The organism is Geothrix mesophila, from assembly GCF_022808835.1.
Lineage (GTDB): Bacteria > Acidobacteriota > Holophagae > Holophagales > Holophagaceae > Geothrix > Geothrix paludis.
Genome location: NZ_JAKZLD010000003.1, coordinates 78,847 through 96,117 on the forward strand (window position 1 = coordinate 78,847; position 17,271 = coordinate 96,117).

The 17,271-nt window shown below is 63.9% G+C and carries 7 protein-coding genes and 1 tRNA gene; 7 read left to right on the top strand and 1 reads right to left on the bottom strand.

Features of this window, described 5'->3' with window-relative positions:
• The first annotated feature begins 34 nt into the window (after positions 1 to 34).
• Positions 35 to 970, top strand: coding sequence for a hypothetical protein (locus tag MLG87_RS10365; protein WP_243295105.1), 936 nt, complete (start codon positions 35 to 37; stop codon positions 968 to 970).
• A gap of 403 nt (positions 971 to 1,373) precedes the next feature.
• Here the strand turns inward: MLG87_RS10365 and MLG87_RS10370 are convergent.
• Positions 1,374 to 1,449 (bottom strand) — tRNA-Phe (locus tag MLG87_RS10370).
• A gap of 105 nt (positions 1,450 to 1,554) precedes the next feature.
• On the opposite strand from MLG87_RS10370, the gene MLG87_RS10375 reads away from it, so the two are divergent.
• The 6 genes from MLG87_RS10375 (at position 1,555) to MLG87_RS10400 (ending at position 17,225) form a co-directional block, all read left to right on the top strand.
• Positions 1,555 to 2,235 (top strand): YfgM family protein, encoded by a 681-nt coding sequence (locus tag MLG87_RS10375; RefSeq protein ID WP_243295106.1) that lies wholly within the window; start codon positions 1,555 to 1,557, stop codon positions 2,233 to 2,235.
• 25 nt (positions 2,236 to 2,260) lie between these two features.
• On the top strand, positions 2,261 to 3,565 hold the full coding sequence (locus MLG87_RS10380) for a thymidine phosphorylase (RefSeq protein ID WP_243295107.1): 1,305 nt from the start codon (positions 2,261 to 2,263) through the stop codon (positions 3,563 to 3,565).
• A 242-nt stretch (positions 3,566 to 3,807) separates the two neighbouring features.
• The gene (locus tag MLG87_RS10385) at positions 3,808 to 6,843 is read left to right on the top strand and encodes a TonB-dependent receptor (RefSeq protein ID WP_243295108.1); all 3,036 of its coding nucleotides are present in this window, start codon (positions 3,808 to 3,810) and stop codon (positions 6,841 to 6,843) included.
• Between the two features lie 417 nt (positions 6,844 to 7,260).
• Positions 7,261 to 10,209, top strand: a complete 2,949-nt coding sequence (locus MLG87_RS10390) for a TonB-dependent receptor (protein WP_243295109.1) — start codon at positions 7,261 to 7,263, stop codon at positions 10,207 to 10,209.
• Between the two features lie 322 nt (positions 10,210 to 10,531).
• The gene (locus MLG87_RS10395) at positions 10,532 to 13,699 is read left to right on the top strand and encodes a TonB-dependent receptor (protein ID WP_243295110.1); all 3,168 of its coding nucleotides are present in this window, start codon (positions 10,532 to 10,534) and stop codon (positions 13,697 to 13,699) included.
• A gap of 391 nt (positions 13,700 to 14,090) precedes the next feature.
• A complete protein-coding gene (locus MLG87_RS10400) occupies positions 14,091 to 17,225 on the top strand; it encodes a TonB-dependent receptor (RefSeq protein WP_243295111.1) in 3,135 nt (1,044 codons plus the stop codon).
• The last annotated feature ends 46 nt before the right edge of the window (positions 17,226 to 17,271 follow it).

Sequence of the window (17,271 nt, forward strand, 5' to 3'; positions counted from 1 at the left end):
CCTGGTGAAGCCCGAACCCGTCTCTGGAAACGCCATGGTCATGAAGAACGCCCTGCTCTGTGCTTGCAGCTTCCTTTGCAGCGCCCTTCTCGTCGTAGCAGGCGAGTCATCCACCCGTCCCGTCAAGCAGGCGGAACTCGACGCAATGATGGCGATGGCGGACCAGATCATCGTGCTTGAACTGCCGGTCCCGAATGCGAAGGTGCTGTTCTCTTCGACAGACCGCACGGACCTCAATGCGTTGATGGCGGCGGCGCAGGTAGTGGAAGGTGCCCCATACGAGTATTGCGGCTGCCTCGGCTCACCCGTCATCCGCCTTTACCGTAAGGGGAGGCTGGTGGTGGAGTTCTCGAACCACCATGGAGTGCTGATGCGGTGTTCGTTGTGGAAGAGCGATGCGCCCGTCAAGAACCCTGAGGCATGGTTGCGCTGGTTCGATGACCGAGGGATGACCAAGGCACGCCAGGAATACCAAGAAGAAGAACTGCTCCAAAAGAAATCACAGGCGGACTGGAAGCGGTGGATGGACGCCATGCCCTCCTGTGTTCGACCGCTCTGGGATGCTCTCGGAAGCGGTGTCGGAGCCGAGGAATACGAGAAATATGAAGAGCGAGTGGGGAAGGCGCTCCAGGACACCTATCCGAAGCCTGAGGATCGAATCCGCGTTCTACTTCGCTGGTATGGTTCCGGGGCGGGACCCTGGTCCGGGTTCCCCGCCTACGAGAGTGAAGTCGAAGAGAGGCTTGTCGAGTTCCCTGTTGCTGATCTGATCAGCGTTGGGAGTGATGCGTCCCTCAACACCACAGAACTTGAGGGGCTTGCACGGCTGCTGTCAGGTCCACGGTTCCTGCGTCGGCATCCGAAGGAACTAGCCTTGCTGCCTGAACCCATAAAGAGGCGGCTGCTCGCTCATTCGCTGGCATCCCCGGATGAGTTCAATCGGAAACGAGCGGCGGCTGCCTTCCAGTAACACGATCCCCATACGGTCCTGGTCTTGCTCCCTTTACACCCCTCCTGGTAAAGCCCGAACCCGTCTCTGGAGCGGACCCCGGTTCGTAGTTCGACCACCCGGTACCTCTGGCAGATGTAGTCAGACCAGCTAGGAAAACCCCTCCCGGGGGTCCCCAGGTGACGGAAAGCGGAATCTAGGTGGACCACCCCGGTCCTCCCGGCATCGCTGACCACGCTCCGGCGAACCCCTACCCGGGCTACCTTTTGTCAGCACCGGTGCGGGTTTGGGGTCCGACCCGATGTAGGGATTTTGTAGGGAATCACGCCTCTAAATGTTAGAATTGAGGCAGGAAATCAGGCTCTTTGAGACAGCATCCCCCACACGCGAAAACCCCCAAACCTAGTGGGCATGGGGGTTTCACTGGTGCCTGGAGACGGAATCGAACCGCCGACACATGGATTTTCAATCCATTGCTCTACCAACTGAGCTACCCAGGCGGGAAGAGCCAGCATATCAGGCAGCGGCGCATTTTCAAGTGCCGGAACCGAGGGGATTGGTGCATCCTCAATGGTTTGAGTGCTGCTCCGTCAGAGAGGTCCTCCATGGCCCGTCCCACCAAGAACCGAGAGATCCAGGTCCAGAAGCCGGCGCAGAGCCTTGCCCACTTCCAGACCAAGCTGGGCAAGAGCGAGGACGAGGATGGAGGGCTCCTGAAGCCCATCCTCATCGGCATCGGGGCCCTGGTGCTGGCGGGACTCGCCTACGGCGGCTGGAGCGCCTATCAGACCCAGGCCGTGGAGAAGCACGAGGCCGCCCTCTCGGCTCTGGAAATGGAGGTCGAGGGTGATGGCGTGACACCCGTTCCCCCCGCCGAGGTCGAGAAGCGCATGCGGGAACGACTTGGCCGCCTGGAGGCCCTGGTGAACCAGGCGCCCTCGTCGCGGAAGGCCGCCACCGCCGGGTTGCTGTCCACCTGGCGGCTGGCCCTGGACGGGAAGGAACAGGCCCCGAGCAAGGCTGGCGACCCCTGGGGCAAGATCCGCCTCGCCCAGCGGGCCCTGGCCCTGGGGCAGGCCGATGCCGCGCGGGCCCAGCTGGACGGCCTGAGGGCCAAGGCCACCCCCGGCGAGCCCTGGGCCGAGGCCTTCTGGGCCAGCCAGATGGATGCTGACCGCCTGGCCGGTGACCGCGCCCAGGCCATGAAGGACCTGGCCGAATACAAGGCCCGCTTCAAGGGCCGCGGCGATGCCGGGGCCTTCGAAAGCCTGGTCCAGAGCATCTGAGGGCCTTCAGCCGAGGAGTCATCCCATGCGGATGTACGACCTGATCTACACCAAGAAGCTGGGCGGCGCCCTGTCGCCCGAGCAGATCGCCTTCTGGGTCAAGGGCGCGGCCGATGGCAGCGTTCCCGACGAGCAGAGCGCCTCCCTGCTGATGGCCATCTGCTGGCGCGGCATGACCACCGAGGAGACCCTGGCCCTCACCCTGGCCATGCGCGACTCCGGCAAGCGCATGGACCTCTCCGCCGTGCCGGGCACCAAGGTGGACAAGCACAGCACCGGCGGCGTAGGCGACAAGACCACCCTCATCCTCGGTCCCATCGTGGCCGCCTGCGGCGTGCCCTGCCCCATGTTCAGCGGGCGCGGTCTGGGCCACACCGGGGGCACCGTGGACAAGTTCGCCGCCATCCCTGGCCTCAAAGTGGAGCTCACGGACGCGGAGTTCGTCCGCAGCCTGAAGGAAACCCGCTTCGCCAACTCCGCGCCCACGGGGAACATCGCCCCCGCGGACAAGAAGCTCTACGCCCTGCGCGACACCACCGCCACCGTCGAGAGCATCCCCCTCATCACCGCCAGCATCATGTCCAAGAAGCTGGCGGGCGGGGCCGACGCCCTGGTGCTGGACGTGAAGTGCGGCCCGACCGCCTTCATGAAGACCCTGGAGGATGCCCGCACGCTGGCCCAGAGCATGGTGGACGTGGGCACCGCCCACGGCATGCAGATCCGCGCCCTCATCACCCGCATGGACGCACCCCTGGGCTGGGCCATCGGCAACGCCCTCGAGGTCATGGAGTCCGTGGAGATCCTCCGCGGCGAGCATGGCGATTCCGAACTGGCCCAGATGAGCTTCCGCCTCGCCGCGGAGATGCTGATCATGGGCGGCGCCGCCAGAACGCTGCCCGAGGCCCAGGCGCTGGTGGAGGCCAGCATCCAGGATGGCTCGGCCCTGGAGACCCTGCGGCGCTTCGTGGCCCTCAACGGCGGTGACGCCCGGGCCCTGGACGACTTCAGCCGCCTGCCCCAGGCCGGCCAGACCGTGGACATCCGGGCCGATCGGGCCGGGTACGTGTCCGCCATCGATGGCCGCGCCCTGGGCCTCCTCGCCATGGAGCTGGGCGCCGGACGGAAGGATCAGAAGGACGTGCTGGATCTCGGCGTGGGGATCCGGGTCCATGTGCGCGTCGGACAGCGGATTGAGCCGGGAGACCTAGTCTTCACGGCCCACGCCAAGACGGGGCACGCGATGAAGCCGGAGGCCTACCTGGCCACCCTGGAACTCGCGGCGGCGCAGCCCGCGGAGACCCCCTGGCTGCTGGACACCATCGGCTGCTGAGTCTCAATAAGCGGGCAAGTGCGCCCTTGTCAGCAAGGGTTCCCGGAAATTTATAAAAAAAGACGATTGACCTGGGTCCAGCGGCTATAATGCGACCCAACCAGAATCGATCTTTTCCACGATGAAGTCCCAGACGTCAAGCCTGGGGGCCCGAGCGGGCCCTTGATCGACGACGTCTGGCGGAGGACCCGTGTTCACCCTCGGGACCTGCGATGCATGGCCCCGATTTCCATGGAGGCTGTATGCATGGACGTTTTTCCCACCTCGGCCGTCTGACGGCCCTCCTCGCCCTCGGCGGGGTGATCCTGTGCGCACAGGACGCCACGACGGGCGCCATCTCGGGGACGGTGACCGCCCCGAACGGGGCCCCGGTCGCCGGTGCGAAGGTCATTCTTGATGGCGGCCGCGGCCAGGTTGTCCGCGTGACCGATGCCAATGGCACCTTCAAGGCGTCCGCCCTGATTCCCGGCCAGTACCACCTCACGGTGACGGCGGCCGGCTACGAGACGGCGACGAAGCTCATCGCCACCGCCTCCATCAACACCCTGACACCCGTCCGGGTCACCATGACCAAGGCGGCAGGCGCCGTGGTCGAGGTGATCGCCGCCTCCCAGGTCCTGGATACCACCACCCAGACTTCGGGTTCGACCTACACCGCCGAGACCATCTCCGCCCTCCCCCTGGGCCGGTCCTTCTCCTCGGTCGTGAACCTGGCCCCCGGCGTCTCGAGCAGCGGCATCGACGCCAACAATCCCTCCGTCGGCGGTTCTTCCGGCCTTGAGAACCAGTACATCATCGACGGCGTCAACACCACCGGCGCCGGCTACGGGGCGAGCGGATCGTATTCCATCGTCTACGGGTCCCTCGGAACCGGCATCAACACCGACTTCATCAGCGAGGTGCAGATCAAGAGCTTCGGCATGGATGCCGAGTTCGGCGGCGCCACCGGCGGCATGGTCAACGCCGTCACCAAGACCGGCGACAACACCTTGCATGCCCAGGTCTTCGCCTATTTCGACATCGACAGCCTCCAGGCCAAGGACAAGGTCCCGCCCCGGATCGATCCGACCCTCCGCATCACCCCGTCGTTCGACAGCAGGGACCGCTATGAAATCGGTTTCACGGTCTCCGGTCCCATCATCAAGGACCGCCTCTTCTACTTCATCGGCTACAACCCCATCCGCACCAAGGTGAAGCGGACCCAGGTGGATCCCGACCAGCCCTTCTACGGCCGGCAGGTCGAGCAGAAGACCGAGACGGACACCTACTACGGAAAACTGAACTGGATGATCACCACCACCCAGTCGCTGGAATTCAGCATCTTCGGCGATCCCGGCAAGCTGCCCTTCGGCCCCAACCTCACCAACGCCATCTACAACGCCCCCTATTCCTGGGAGGAAGTGGAATTCGGCGGCCGCAACTGGACCTTGAAATACAACGGCGTCTTCTTCAATGACTTCCTGGTGGAGGCCCGGGTCTCCCAGGCCAACAACAAGTTCCGGCGGAAGCTGGATCCCGCGGTGCAGGCCACCTTCCGGGTGACGGACGTCTACACCGGCTTCGCCTATGCCCCCGGCCCCGGATTCGTGGACGGCACCGACGACCGTAACCGCCAGTACGACCTCAAGCTGACCAAGACCTTCGGCCCCGTCGAAATGAAGGTGGGCTACTTCAAGGAGGACATCGACCATAAGGGTGGCAACACCTATCAAGGCCCCCCGGGCTTCGTGGATCCGCACACCACCGCCACCGGCCAGCCCTACTCCAGCGGCGCCCTGGTCAACCAGCGCTACTACATGCTGGATCCCACCCTCGTCGATGCGAACGGGCACACGCCCCTCAGCAACATCGCCCCCTACTGGCGCATCACCCGCGCCCGCACCTCGCCTCCCCTCATCCCCACCTCCGCGCCGTGGGAAGGCTACTTCATCCAGGCGAAGTACTCCTGGAACAACCGCCTGTTCGTGAAGGCCGGGTTCCGCTGGGAGCAGGAGGACATGAAGGGCCTGCAGCAGACCTACAAGTTCAAGGCCCAGGACGCCATGGCTCCCCGCATCTCCATCACCTGGGATCCGGAAGGCGACGGCCGCAACAAGATCTACGCCTTCTACGGCAAGTACTTCGAGAAGGTCCCCCTGGATCTCGCGGTCCGCTCCCTCAGCACCGAGGTCGGTGTGAGCCGGTCCGACTTCTACAACATCAGCAGCGGCTACAACGGCCTCAGCAACCCCATCGAGAATGGCGTGTCCATCCGCGACGTCCGTCCGGACACGGTCAATGGCTACGGCATCGCCGGCAGCACCAACTCCACCCACTTCATCGGGAGCCAGGGGTTCCTGACGCCCGTGCTTCCCAATACCAAACTTCCCTACACGAACGAGTATGTCCTCGGCTGGGACATGCGCCCCTCCGATGGGCTCACCCTCAGCAACCGGGTCATCTACCGCTCCGTGGGCCGCGTCCTCGAGGACCTGGGCATCGACGGCGGCAACAACCTGCCCTATTTCATCGGCAACCCCGGCGAGAACACCGACGTGATCGCCTCCATGGCCGCGGCCATCGATCCCACCCTGGGGAACAGCATCACCCCCACCGCCTCCTGGCCCAAGCCCAAGCGCGACTACTGGGCCTTCGAATTCGAGGCGACGAAGAACGCCAAGAACTGGATGGCCTTCTTCAACCTCCGGCTCTCCCGGCTCGAGGGGAACTATGAGGGCCTGTTCCGCAACGACAACGGCCAGAGCGATCCGAACATCACCTCGCTCTTCGATTTCTCCCTGGAGTACATGAAGAAGTACGAAACCCCCGGCAACCCCGATTACCACCCCCGCGGGTTGACGGGAGACGAAGCCTTCGCGTCTGGCCCCCTGCCCAACGACCGCACCGTCGTGGCCAACGGCGGCTTCACCTACCAGTGGGACTTCGGCTTCTCCCTCACCACCCTGGTCAAGTTCCAAACGGGCACGCCCCTGAACAAGCTCTATGGCCTCATCGACTACGACAACAGCGGCGAGCTCGCCGCCGGTGGACGAGGATCCATGGGGCGCACCCCCAACACCCTGAACTTCGATCTGAGCGGCCAGTACGTCTGGAAGCTGGCCAACAAGCACCAGATCTCCGCCCGCATCGATGTGTTCAACCTGTGGAACGTCCACAAGCCGGTCACCTACGATCAGGACTACGAGGCCTCGGTGGATGCCCCCAACGGCAACTTCATGAACGTGCTGACCTACCAGACCGCCCGCCGGATCCGGTTGGGCCTGAAGTACCAGTTCTGATCAGCCGTCGCTGCGAGAGAACGGGCCCCTTCGGGGGCCCGTTCTACGTCTGGCAGACCCGGTCAAACCTGCAGGCTCAACCCGAACCACATGGTCTTCCGGGCAGACCGAAGAAAATACCGTCTCACCCATCCAGCCAGCTTCTTGACATTGCGATAACCTCGCAAGTAGAGGCATGTCTTCGAAGCTAAAGTGAAGTGCCGATTCGGTCGAATCGGTTCCCAACTTTCTGGCCGAATTAACAAAAATTAATATCCATCGCAATACAATGGCCGCATCATCGTGCTCTGATCTTTCTCCCCTTTAATGCCTTCTGCCGTCCCCGATGCCTGGGCAATTCCCCGGGCGCCCACGGAGATCGCGGATGTTTTTTCAACGCAGAGCCGCCCTGTCCGGCTCTGGTCTTCGGAGGATGCAATGCATCTCTTGAACAACCGCCTGGGCCGCCTCACGGCCCTCATCGCCCTGGGCGGGGCAGCGCTGTACTCGCAGGGCACCCAGACGGCGAACATCACCGGCACGGTGGTCGACGCCGCTGGCGCCCCCGTGGCAGGCGTCACCGTCCGCCTCACCTCCCCCGCCCTCCAGGGCGTCCGCACCTACGTCACGGACGCGACGGGCAAGTTCATCGCCCGCCTGCTGCCTCCCGGCCTCTACACCATCCAGTACACCAAGGACGGCCTCGAGACCCGGAAGATCACCGAGCAGCTCGGCATCGACCAGACCTTCAGCCCCAAGGTCACCCTGAGCAAGGCCGGTGGCGCCGTGGTCGAAGTGGTCGCCGCCGCTCCCGCCGTGGACAAGACTGACGTCAAGACCGCCAGCAACTACCGCAACGACACCGTCGATCTCCTGCCCAACGCCCGCACGATGGAAGGCGTCGCCCTCCTCACCCCCGGCGTCACGGCCGGCGTGGGCGGTCGCGTGCAGATCCGCGGCGCCATGACCTCCGGCAACCTCTACCTGCTGGACGGCCAGAACATCGCTGACAACGCCTACAACAACCGCGGCGTCCGCACCATCGATGACTCCATCGAAGAGACCCAGGTCATCACCGGCGCCATGTCCGCCGAGTACGGCGACGTGGACGGCGGCGTCATCAACTCCATCACCCGCTCGGGCGGCAACGAGTTCTCCGGCTCTCTCCGCTGGGAACTGAGCAACGCCGCGTGGAACGCCACGGCTCCCATGCAGGACCGCGCCAAGATCAACAACGTGCTCAACGAAGAGAAGACCCTCTTCCTGAGCGGTCCCATCCTCAAGGACCGCCTGTGGTTCGCCGCCTCCTTCTTCAAGACGGACCAGGCCACCGCCGGCGCCATCACCGTCAACCAGAAAGACGTCTACGGCCTCTGGCCCGCCGGCACCAACCTGAACGGACCCGAGGGCCTGAACGCGGGCTACACCGCGACCTCCAAGGAAATCCGCCGGCAGGCGAAGCTGACCTGGTCCGTCAACCAGGACCACACGGTCATCGCGTCGTTCATGAACTCCAGCACCAACCAGATCAACCGCAACTATTCCGCGGCTGAACTGCGCTCCCTGGTGCCCCAGATCAACACCAGCGAGTTCTGGAAGCTGTCCTGGCGCGCCGCCTGGGCCACCAACTTCACCACGGAACTGAACATCGGCAACAAGAAGCAGAACCTTTCCGCCGGCGGCTCGCCCAACGGCGAGAGCCCCTTCTACACCTACGGTGTCGGCGGCTACAGCAACAACGGCATCTTCAACAGCGCCGACGGCGGTGACGAGCGCGACAACCGCACCTACAACGTCAAGGCCAGCCTCTTCTGGGATGCCGCCGGCAGCCACCAGACCGACTTCGGCATCGACTACTACGAGGGCAAGCGCCAGGCCAAGAACGAGCAGACGCCCACCGGCTACATCTTCGGCGTCTATGGCCTGAACCTGGCCACCCGCCAGGCCTTTGGCGCCGACGTCTGGACCTACCAGAGCGGGTCCGGCTCTGCCAAGAACTACTCCTACGGCCTCTACGTCAACGACAAGTGGAGCCTCAACCAGCACTGGAACTTCCAGCTGGGCCTGCGCTTCGACAAGTACAAGGCCAAGAACGAGGGCGGCACCGAGACCGCCGGCGCCGACGGCCTGTCCCCCCGCCTGGGCCTGAAGTACGACCTGTTCGGCGACAGCAAGCACATCTTCGGCCTGAGCTACGCCCGCTACAACGCCAAGGTGCTGGAGGGCATCACCAACTCCGTCACCAGCCAGGGCAACCCCACCGAGATCGACTACGCCTACATCGGGCCCTTCCAGCCCATGAGCCTGACGGCCCTGCAGGACCTGTCCCTCTACGACATCGGCGGCACGCCCACCTACTACAACGACCCCAAGCTGAATGTGCGCCTGAGCAGCAACCTCAAGGCCCCCACCGTGGATGAAGTGCAGGGCAGCTACGCCTACTCCTTCAACTACGGCCCCATGGGGGACGGCTACGTCAAGGTCACCGGCGTCTACAAGAAGTGGAAGAACCTCATCGACTTCAGCGTGGGCAACATGGGCACCGTGTCCGATCCCACGGGCACCCCCATCTACATCCGCGTGTGGGACAACAATCCGGATGCCCAGCGCAAGTACAAGGGCCTGGAGCTCGAGGGCAGCTACAACCGCAACGAGTGGAGCTTCCTGGGCAACGTCACCTGGAGCGAGCTCAAGGGCAACTACGAGGGTGAGGGCACCAACACCCCCGGCCGCGGCGAGGGCCTCAACAACTTCAACGTCCAGGACGGCGTGACCCTCTACGACCGCAACTGGAGCACCCCCGAAGGCTACCTCTTCGGCCACGTGCCCATCCGCATGCGCGTCACGGGCAACCGCACCTACCTGAACTCGTACGGCAAGACCTCCATCGGTCTGGTCTACCGCTTCGACTCCGGTTCCCACTACAGCAACACCCGTTCGATCACCCGTCGGGCCCTGGGCGGCACGAGCACGGTTGCGGATCCGAACTACGATCCCACCCGCGCAATCACTGACACCAACAACCCCTACCTGACCAACCTCAGCAGCCAGTTCGGGGGCACCGCCACCCAGTACATGGATCAGCAGCGCGGCGCCGGCGTCTACAACGCCGCCTCCTACCTGGATCTGGCCATCACCCACGACTTCCCCCTGTTCAAGGTGGCGGGCAAGGACGTGACGGCCTTCGGCAAGGTGGTCATCGGCAACGTGTTCAACCACCAGCAGCTCGTCACCTTCAACACTGCCTGGAATGCCGCTCCCCAGGCCGTGCGCGGTGGCAGTGTGAATTCCCCCTGGGTGGCTGCCTCTGGCTACGGCCAGCCCAGCAGCTACCTCAGCTACGGCACGGCCCGTACGATCACCGCATCCGCCGGCTTCCGCTTCTAATCGGGAACGCCGCTTTCGGAAAGAGGCCCGCAAGGGCCTCTTTCCTTATGTACTAAGGAAAACCTATCGAAAGGTCTAGACCCATTAACATCGTGTTACGATGCCTGTATTCCCAGACTCAAGGTCAAATTTATTTGTAAAGTTCTTGGAACCTGACCTATCCTTTCGACACTCGTCCCCGCTCTTTGGCAGTCCTCCGAATTCGGAACCGCCCCCGCCGCAGACCCTGCGGCGGACTTGTTTACCTCCACTCGACCCCGGTCTCCCCCGCTTTTTACCTGCACCATGCGGCATTGCCGCCTTCCCCCCAAAAGGAGTTTCTATGAATCGTGTCTTAACCCGGCTGGGCTTCACAGCCGCCGCCATCGTCGCCGGGAGCGGCATCGTCGCGCACGCGCAGACGGCCACCACCGGTGCCGTCAGCGGCGCGGTGACGGATGGCAAGGGCGCCCCGATCGCTGGTGCGACCGTCCGCCTGACCTCCGCCCAGACCACCCGCCAGGCGGTGACGGGCGCCGATGGCTCCTTCCGCCTCGGCCTCCTGAACCCCGGTGCCTGGACCATCGAAGTCACCAAGTCGGGTCTTCAGAAGTTCACCCAGAACCTCAACGTCCTGGTGAACCAGACCCAGCCCGTCAACATCAAGATGGCCTCCGAGGCGGCCACCGTGGTCGAGGTGCTCGGCACCACCGCCACAGTGGACACCACCACCACCCAGACGGGTCTGGTGACCTCCATGGACAACCTGTCCTCCATCCCCAAGGGCCGCGACATGAGCACCGTGGCCATGCTGGCCCCCGGTGTGGTCGCCGGCGGGATGCCTGGCAGCAACGACCCCTCCATCGGCGGTGGTTCCGCCGCTGAGAACAGCTACGTCGTGGACGGCCTCTCCACCACGAATACGGCCCGCGGCTACCAGGGCGCCTCCCTCGTCACCGAATTCATCGACCAGGTGGAAGTCCAGACCGGCGGCTTCAAGCCCGAGTTCAGCGCCCTCGGCGGCGTGATCAACGCCATCACCAAGTCCGGCACCAACGCCTTCAAGGGCTCCGCCTGGGCCACCTGGGACGCCATCGGCATCCAGGCCGTGCCCAAGAAGAACGACTACTTCAAGCAGGATCCCCCGAACAGCCGCTACGACCTCGGCGCCGAGGTGAGCGGTCCCATCATCAAGGACAAGCTCTTCTTCTTCCTGGGCGTCGACGCCGCCAAGACCGAGTCCAACGAAAGCAACAACCTGCCCAACCTCAGCGGCCTCCGCAATGGCAAGCAGACGATCGACAACCTCCAGGTCATCGGCAAGATCAACTGGTACATCACCCAGGACCAGCAGATCACCTTCTCGGCCAACGTCAATGACGGGAAGGACGACTTCCCGAACCAGTACCCCGGCACCCTGGGCAACGCGCAGCTGGGCCGCACTCGCAAGGATACCGTCCAGAACTTCGTGCTGAACTACGACTGGAACATCAGCCCCAGCCTGTTCCTCAGCGCCAAGCTCGGTTCCACCCAGTACAAGACCACCATCGATCCCACGGACACCACCTCCGTCCGCGTGACCGACTACCAGTGGGAGCAGAACGGTCCCGGCTTCCTCAACGGCGATCCCAATGCCCGCAGCGGCCTGGCCTTCGTCCGTGGCGGCGCCGGCTACTACGTGAGCGAGGACAAGACTCAGACCACCCAGGCCCGCGTGGACCTGAGCTGGTTCGTGGGCAACCACAACATGAAGTTCGGTCTGTCCCAGCTCACCTCCAAGTACACGGAGATCGCCGCCACCTCCGGTGGTGAGCGCGTCTCGATCAGTGCGTCGCGCGCCGCCACCCCCACGGCCTTCAATGGCCTGAACCGCCAGTTCCTCCACACCAACGCCACCGTGAAGGCCATCATCAATGCCGTCTACGCCCAGGACACCTGGGATGTGGGCGCCGGCGTCAAGCTCATGTATGGCTTCCGCTTCGAGACCCAGGACCAGCGGGATCTCCACGACCGCTCCTTCATGAAGTTCGACGACTTCAAGGACTACGTGCAGCCCCGCCTGGGCTTCACCTGGGACGTGAACCAGGACGGCAAGACCAAGGTCAGCGGCAACTACGCGAAGTACTTCGAGCAGATCCCGCAGCGCATGGCCATCCGCGTCTACGCGAACGAGACCTACCTGCGCTACAACTACAGCAGGACCAACTCCTCTTACAACAACGCCACGGGCGCCTACACCTATGGCACGACCCCGAGCAGCATCGTCGATTACGGCACGCCGTTCAGCTACGATCCCATTGCCGAAGGCACCAAGCTGCCCGAGCGCAATGAGTACATCCTGGGCGTGGACCACACCTTCGCCAGCGGCTGGACCGCGGGTGTCCACGCCAAGTACCGCGAGCTGAAGAACCCCATGGAAGACATGGTGTTCACCGACCAGTACGGCAACCCCTACGACGAGGGTCCGGCCATCGCCCTCTCCGGGACCGGCGCTCCTCTTTACGGTGCCGGCGCTGCCGTCATCGGCAACCCCGGGGCCTTCCAGCAGTGGCGTCCCAACGCCAAGAGCATGACGCTCGTCCTCCTGAACCAGGGCGGTGGCACGAACTACCTGGGCAACCCCTACACGCAGAACAACTATGGCGTCGATTACCTGAACTACTACAATCCCGCCACCGGCCTCTTCACGATCCCGAACACCGGGTATGAGAAGGCCGGCAACAAGTACTCCAGCGTGGACTTCACCCTGGACAAGAAGACCGACCGCGACACCTTCAGCTTCAGCTACACCTGGAGCCGCCTGGAAGGCAACTACGAGGGTGTGGTGTCCAGCTCCAACGGCCAGGCGGATGGCAACATCACCGCCAGCTTCGACTACTTCCCCTACGCGGGCTGGGGTCTGCTGCCCAACGACCGCACCCACGTGGTCAAGCTCTTCGCCAGCCACCGCTTCGACTTCTTCGGCGGCGACCTGAACGTGGGCGTCAACTGGACCTACCAGAGCGGCACCCCCAACAGCGCCTGGGATGACGGTTCCACCACCAACGGCTACGCTTCCGGCTTCGATACGGCGCATGTGGTGTACAAGGACGTCAACAACGTCTACACCCTGAGCGGCAACCCGGTCGTGGCCAACTCCGACGCCGCCTACAACGATCCGAACAACTACGATGTCGATGGCAACTGGATCGGCGGATCGGATGTCACCCACTCCTTCCTCGACATCGGCTACTACGGCGACGCCGTGGCCGCCCACGGGAAGCAGGGCGACGCCGGCCGCACGCCCGCCCTCAACAACGTGGACATGCACCTCGACTGGGCCTACAAGATCGGCAAGAAGTACAAGCTGATCCCCAGCGTGGACGTGTTCAACCTGTTCAACACCCGCTACGCCACCAGCCAGCTGCAGCAGGTGACGGACCAGGGCGGCAACCCTGATGTCCGCTACGGTGCTGCCAACGCCTGGCAGGTCGGCCGCCGCTACCGGTTCGGCGTGAAGTTCCAGTTCTAATCGGAACTCACGACCGCAATAAAAACGGGCCCTTCGGGGCCCGTTTTTATTGGGCGTCACACCCTTATTGATGATGTATCAATCGCCTATTCTTTCAACAAGACGATATCAATCTCCTTCTATTTCCCGGGCTTTCAGTCGCCTGACTCATTAATATCGCGTTGCGATGTAACGCATGAAAAGGCTAAGAAAAGCATGAAGAAACTCGAGAACCTGTCCTATCCTTATCGCACTTTCCGCTCTTTCGATCTCGACGTCCTGTTACTTCCGGGGCTTGTCGTCCCGCCTCCATGAATCCTGGATGGAGGTCGGCCGCGGTCTAGGCGAAGGCAGGCTCGATGTCTCGACAACCTTCACTCGTGCGGCCTTCCGCACCTACCAGGAGTTCTGCATGTATCCTTCTCCCTTCCGAATGGCCCGCACCACGGCCCTTCTTGTGGCCATGGGCGCCGCGCTCCACGCGGCCGGCGATGGCGGCATCACCGTCACCGTGACCAACACCGCCGGTGCGCCCGTCCCCGGGGCCACGGTCACCATCACCAGCCCCACCCAGATCGGCGGCGCCCGCACCGAAGTCGCTGACCATGACGGAAAGGCCCGCTTCCTGCGCCTCATCCCCGGCAGGTTCCGGGTCCTGGTCACGGCCAAGGAATACCAGACGGCGACCATCGAGAAGGTGGATGTGCTCGTGGACCAGACCCAGAGCGTGAACGCGCGCCTGGCGCCCGTGGGCGCGGCGGTGGTCGAGGTGGTCAGCAGCATCAGCGCCGTGGACGTCACCACCGTCACGGCCGGCACCCAGCTCACTCAGGAGGAGCTGACCAGCCTGCCCGTGGCCCGCAACCAGATGGCCACCATCAACCTGGCTCCGGGCGTCGTCAGCGTCGGCGGCAATCCCTCGCTGGCCGCCGGTCTCAACCGCGACAACTTCGGCAACAACGGCGCGCGCAACAACACCTACCTCATCGATGGCATCGATGTGACCAGCCCGGAGTCGGGCCTGTACCGCACGACCATCGCCCCCGAGCTGGTGGCCGCCCAGGACATCAAGACCGGCGCCATCACGGCCGAGTACACGGCCCGCGCCGGCCTGTTCTCCAACACCACCACCATCTCCGGATCCAATGACTGGAGCGGCGGCATCAACTACTACCACCGCTCGTCGGATTGGTGGAACTCCGTGGGTCGCTATCGCCTGGCCGTCGTGCCTTCCCAGCTGAACGACACCACGGTTTACTTCTCCGGCCCCATCCTGAAGGACAAGCTGTGGATCGTCGCCTCGGGCCAGAAGGTCAAGGAGGACGGCACCGCCAAGGTAGATCCCTCTGCCACCCTGACCCCCGGCGAGACGCGGAGTACCGTCATCAACGACGAGTCCCGCTACTTCTTCAAGCTGACCTGGGCCATCGCCCCGGGCCACACGGTGGTGGGCGGCTTCAACCGCAATCCCAGTACCTTCGACAACCTCGCCAGCCCCCTCGTGGTGACCAGCCAAGCCACCCGGACCGAGCGTGGCGGCAACAACTACAACCTGTCCTACACGTGGCAGGAGTCCAAGTTCATCCTCGATGCCCGCTTCCTGCGGCATGAAGAGGCGGACACCACCCAGGCCCTCCGCGCCGACCTCGGTCCCCAGATCATTCTGGAATCCAATGTCGCCATCCCCTCCATCCAGCGGACTTTTGGCGGCGGCTCCGCCGGCACCGCCCGCAAGTACCAGGTGGATAACGGCCGCGTGGACTTCACCTACCTCTTCGAAGCCGCCGGCAACCACACGCTCAAGCTGGGCATCCAGAAGGGCAAATCAGAACTCACGCAGACCATCTTCATCGTCAACGGCACCTGGTACGACAACCTGACAGCCTCGCAGAACGCGCCCGCCACCGGGAGCAACGGCCCGACCTTCAACCTGGTCGACCAGGGCGTCGCCGCCACCTCGACGACCCCCAAGATTCCGCCGTACGGGGGCTACGTGCCGGGGACCGGGAGCCGCCTGCTCACGGCCATCAACAGCGGCAACTACAACTCGGTCCGCACCGCACTTGATTCGAACGGCGACGGCATCGTTTCAGCGAGCGAGCTGGATGCCTATCAGTTCAATGAGCTCTTCGACCCCGCCCGCCCCTACCTCGGCTACTACGGCTACCGCCGCAACCTGGCCAGCAAGGCCACCTCGTCTCCTCGCATGGAGACCCAGGGCGGCTACATCCAGGATCAGTGGCAGATCGGCACCTGGACCTTCAGCCCCGGCATCCGCTTCGATTCCTACGAATACAAGGCGGACAATGGCCAATCCCTCTTCAAGACCGGCGCGAACTGGGCACCCCGTCTCGGCGTCACCTGGGACGTGAAGGGCAATGGCCGCACCAAGGCCTACGCCTACTTCGGTCGCTACATCGACCCCATCAAGCTGGACATGGTGCGCTTCACCGGGAGCCTCACCAGCTCGGTCCAGACCGAGGACATCCGCCTTGCCGGCGTGTGGGTCACCGAGAACACCCGAGGCGGCAGCAAGACGGTGGACGCCGTGTTCGCGGATTCCTTCAAGCTGCCCAAGACCGATGAATTCCGTCTGGGCTTCGCCCAGGACTTCGGCAATGCCTGGACCGCGGAAGCCACCTACACCTACCGCCGCGACTACGACATCGTCGAGGACTGGGATCCCACCCTCTATACGAGCGCGGATCGCCTGGAGGCCGAAGCACGGTCTCTGTACGGGCTCTACACCGCCAATCCCACGACCGGCAAGCTCGATGTGCCCATCCCCTACTCCCAGCTGACCTCGGCGCAGTTGAAAGCCGTGAACCGCTTCCGTTCCCTGGTCATCGACCCGAACTACTTCGCGGGTGGCGGCTACACAGGCGCCCAGAACGTGGCTCGCGTGGACGGAGGTTCCCTGAACTTCGTGCTCGCCAACCTGCCCGGCGGCTTCCGCTACTACAACACGGTGGACTTGACGGTTACCCGCCGTCTCCAGGATCACTGGGGCGGTTTCGCCACCTTCAGCCGCATCCGCGCCACGGGCAACTCCAACAGCTCGGGGAACGCAGACTACCAGGGTGACCTGGCCCGCTTCGACCCGCGGCTGGGCTACAACAACGGCAGCCTCGAAGGCTCCCTCGACTGGATGGGCAAGGCTTACGCCTACTACAAGTGGGACTCCGGCTTCCTCATCGGCGCCACCTACAATGTGGTCTCCGGCTACCACTACAGCGACGGCCAGGTCTTCTCCAGCCGCCTGCTGCTACTCGCCCCAAAGGACCCAGCCATGGTCGACACCGAGACCCTCGGCAAGAACATGAGTCCCCGCTACGACACGATGGATGTCCACCTCCAGTACGACTTCAAGGTCTGGCAGAAGACCAAGGGCTCGGTCTCCCTGGATGTGTTCAACTTCTTCAACCGGCAGCTGGCCACCGACGTGGCCGCGGCCCAGAACTTCCCCTTCAGCGGCCTCAGCGTGGGCCAGGCCTACGCCTGGATTCCGCCCCGCCGCTGGAACGTGGGCGTGAAGTTCTCCTTCTAGCCCGGATCTCCAATCCGCAAAGTTCGGCCCCCGGAAGGGGGCCGAG

Coding starts and splice junctions, on each gene's coding strand:
- MLG87_RS10375 (WP_243295106.1), top strand. CDS start 1,555: ATGGCCCGTCCCACCAAGAACCGAGAGATCCAGGTCCAGAAGCCGGCG.
- MLG87_RS10365 (WP_243295105.1), top strand. CDS start 35: ATGGTCATGAAGAACGCCCTGCTCTGTGCTTGCAGCTTCCTTTGCAGC.
- MLG87_RS10390 (WP_243295109.1), top strand. CDS start 7,261: ATGCATCTCTTGAACAACCGCCTGGGCCGCCTCACGGCCCTCATCGCC.
- MLG87_RS10395 (WP_243295110.1), top strand. CDS start 10,532: ATGAATCGTGTCTTAACCCGGCTGGGCTTCACAGCCGCCGCCATCGTC.
- MLG87_RS10400 (WP_243295111.1), top strand. CDS start 14,091: ATGTATCCTTCTCCCTTCCGAATGGCCCGCACCACGGCCCTTCTTGTG.
- MLG87_RS10380 (WP_243295107.1), top strand. CDS start 2,261: ATGCGGATGTACGACCTGATCTACACCAAGAAGCTGGGCGGCGCCCTG.
- MLG87_RS10385 (WP_243295108.1), top strand. CDS start 3,808: ATGCATGGACGTTTTTCCCACCTCGGCCGTCTGACGGCCCTCCTCGCC.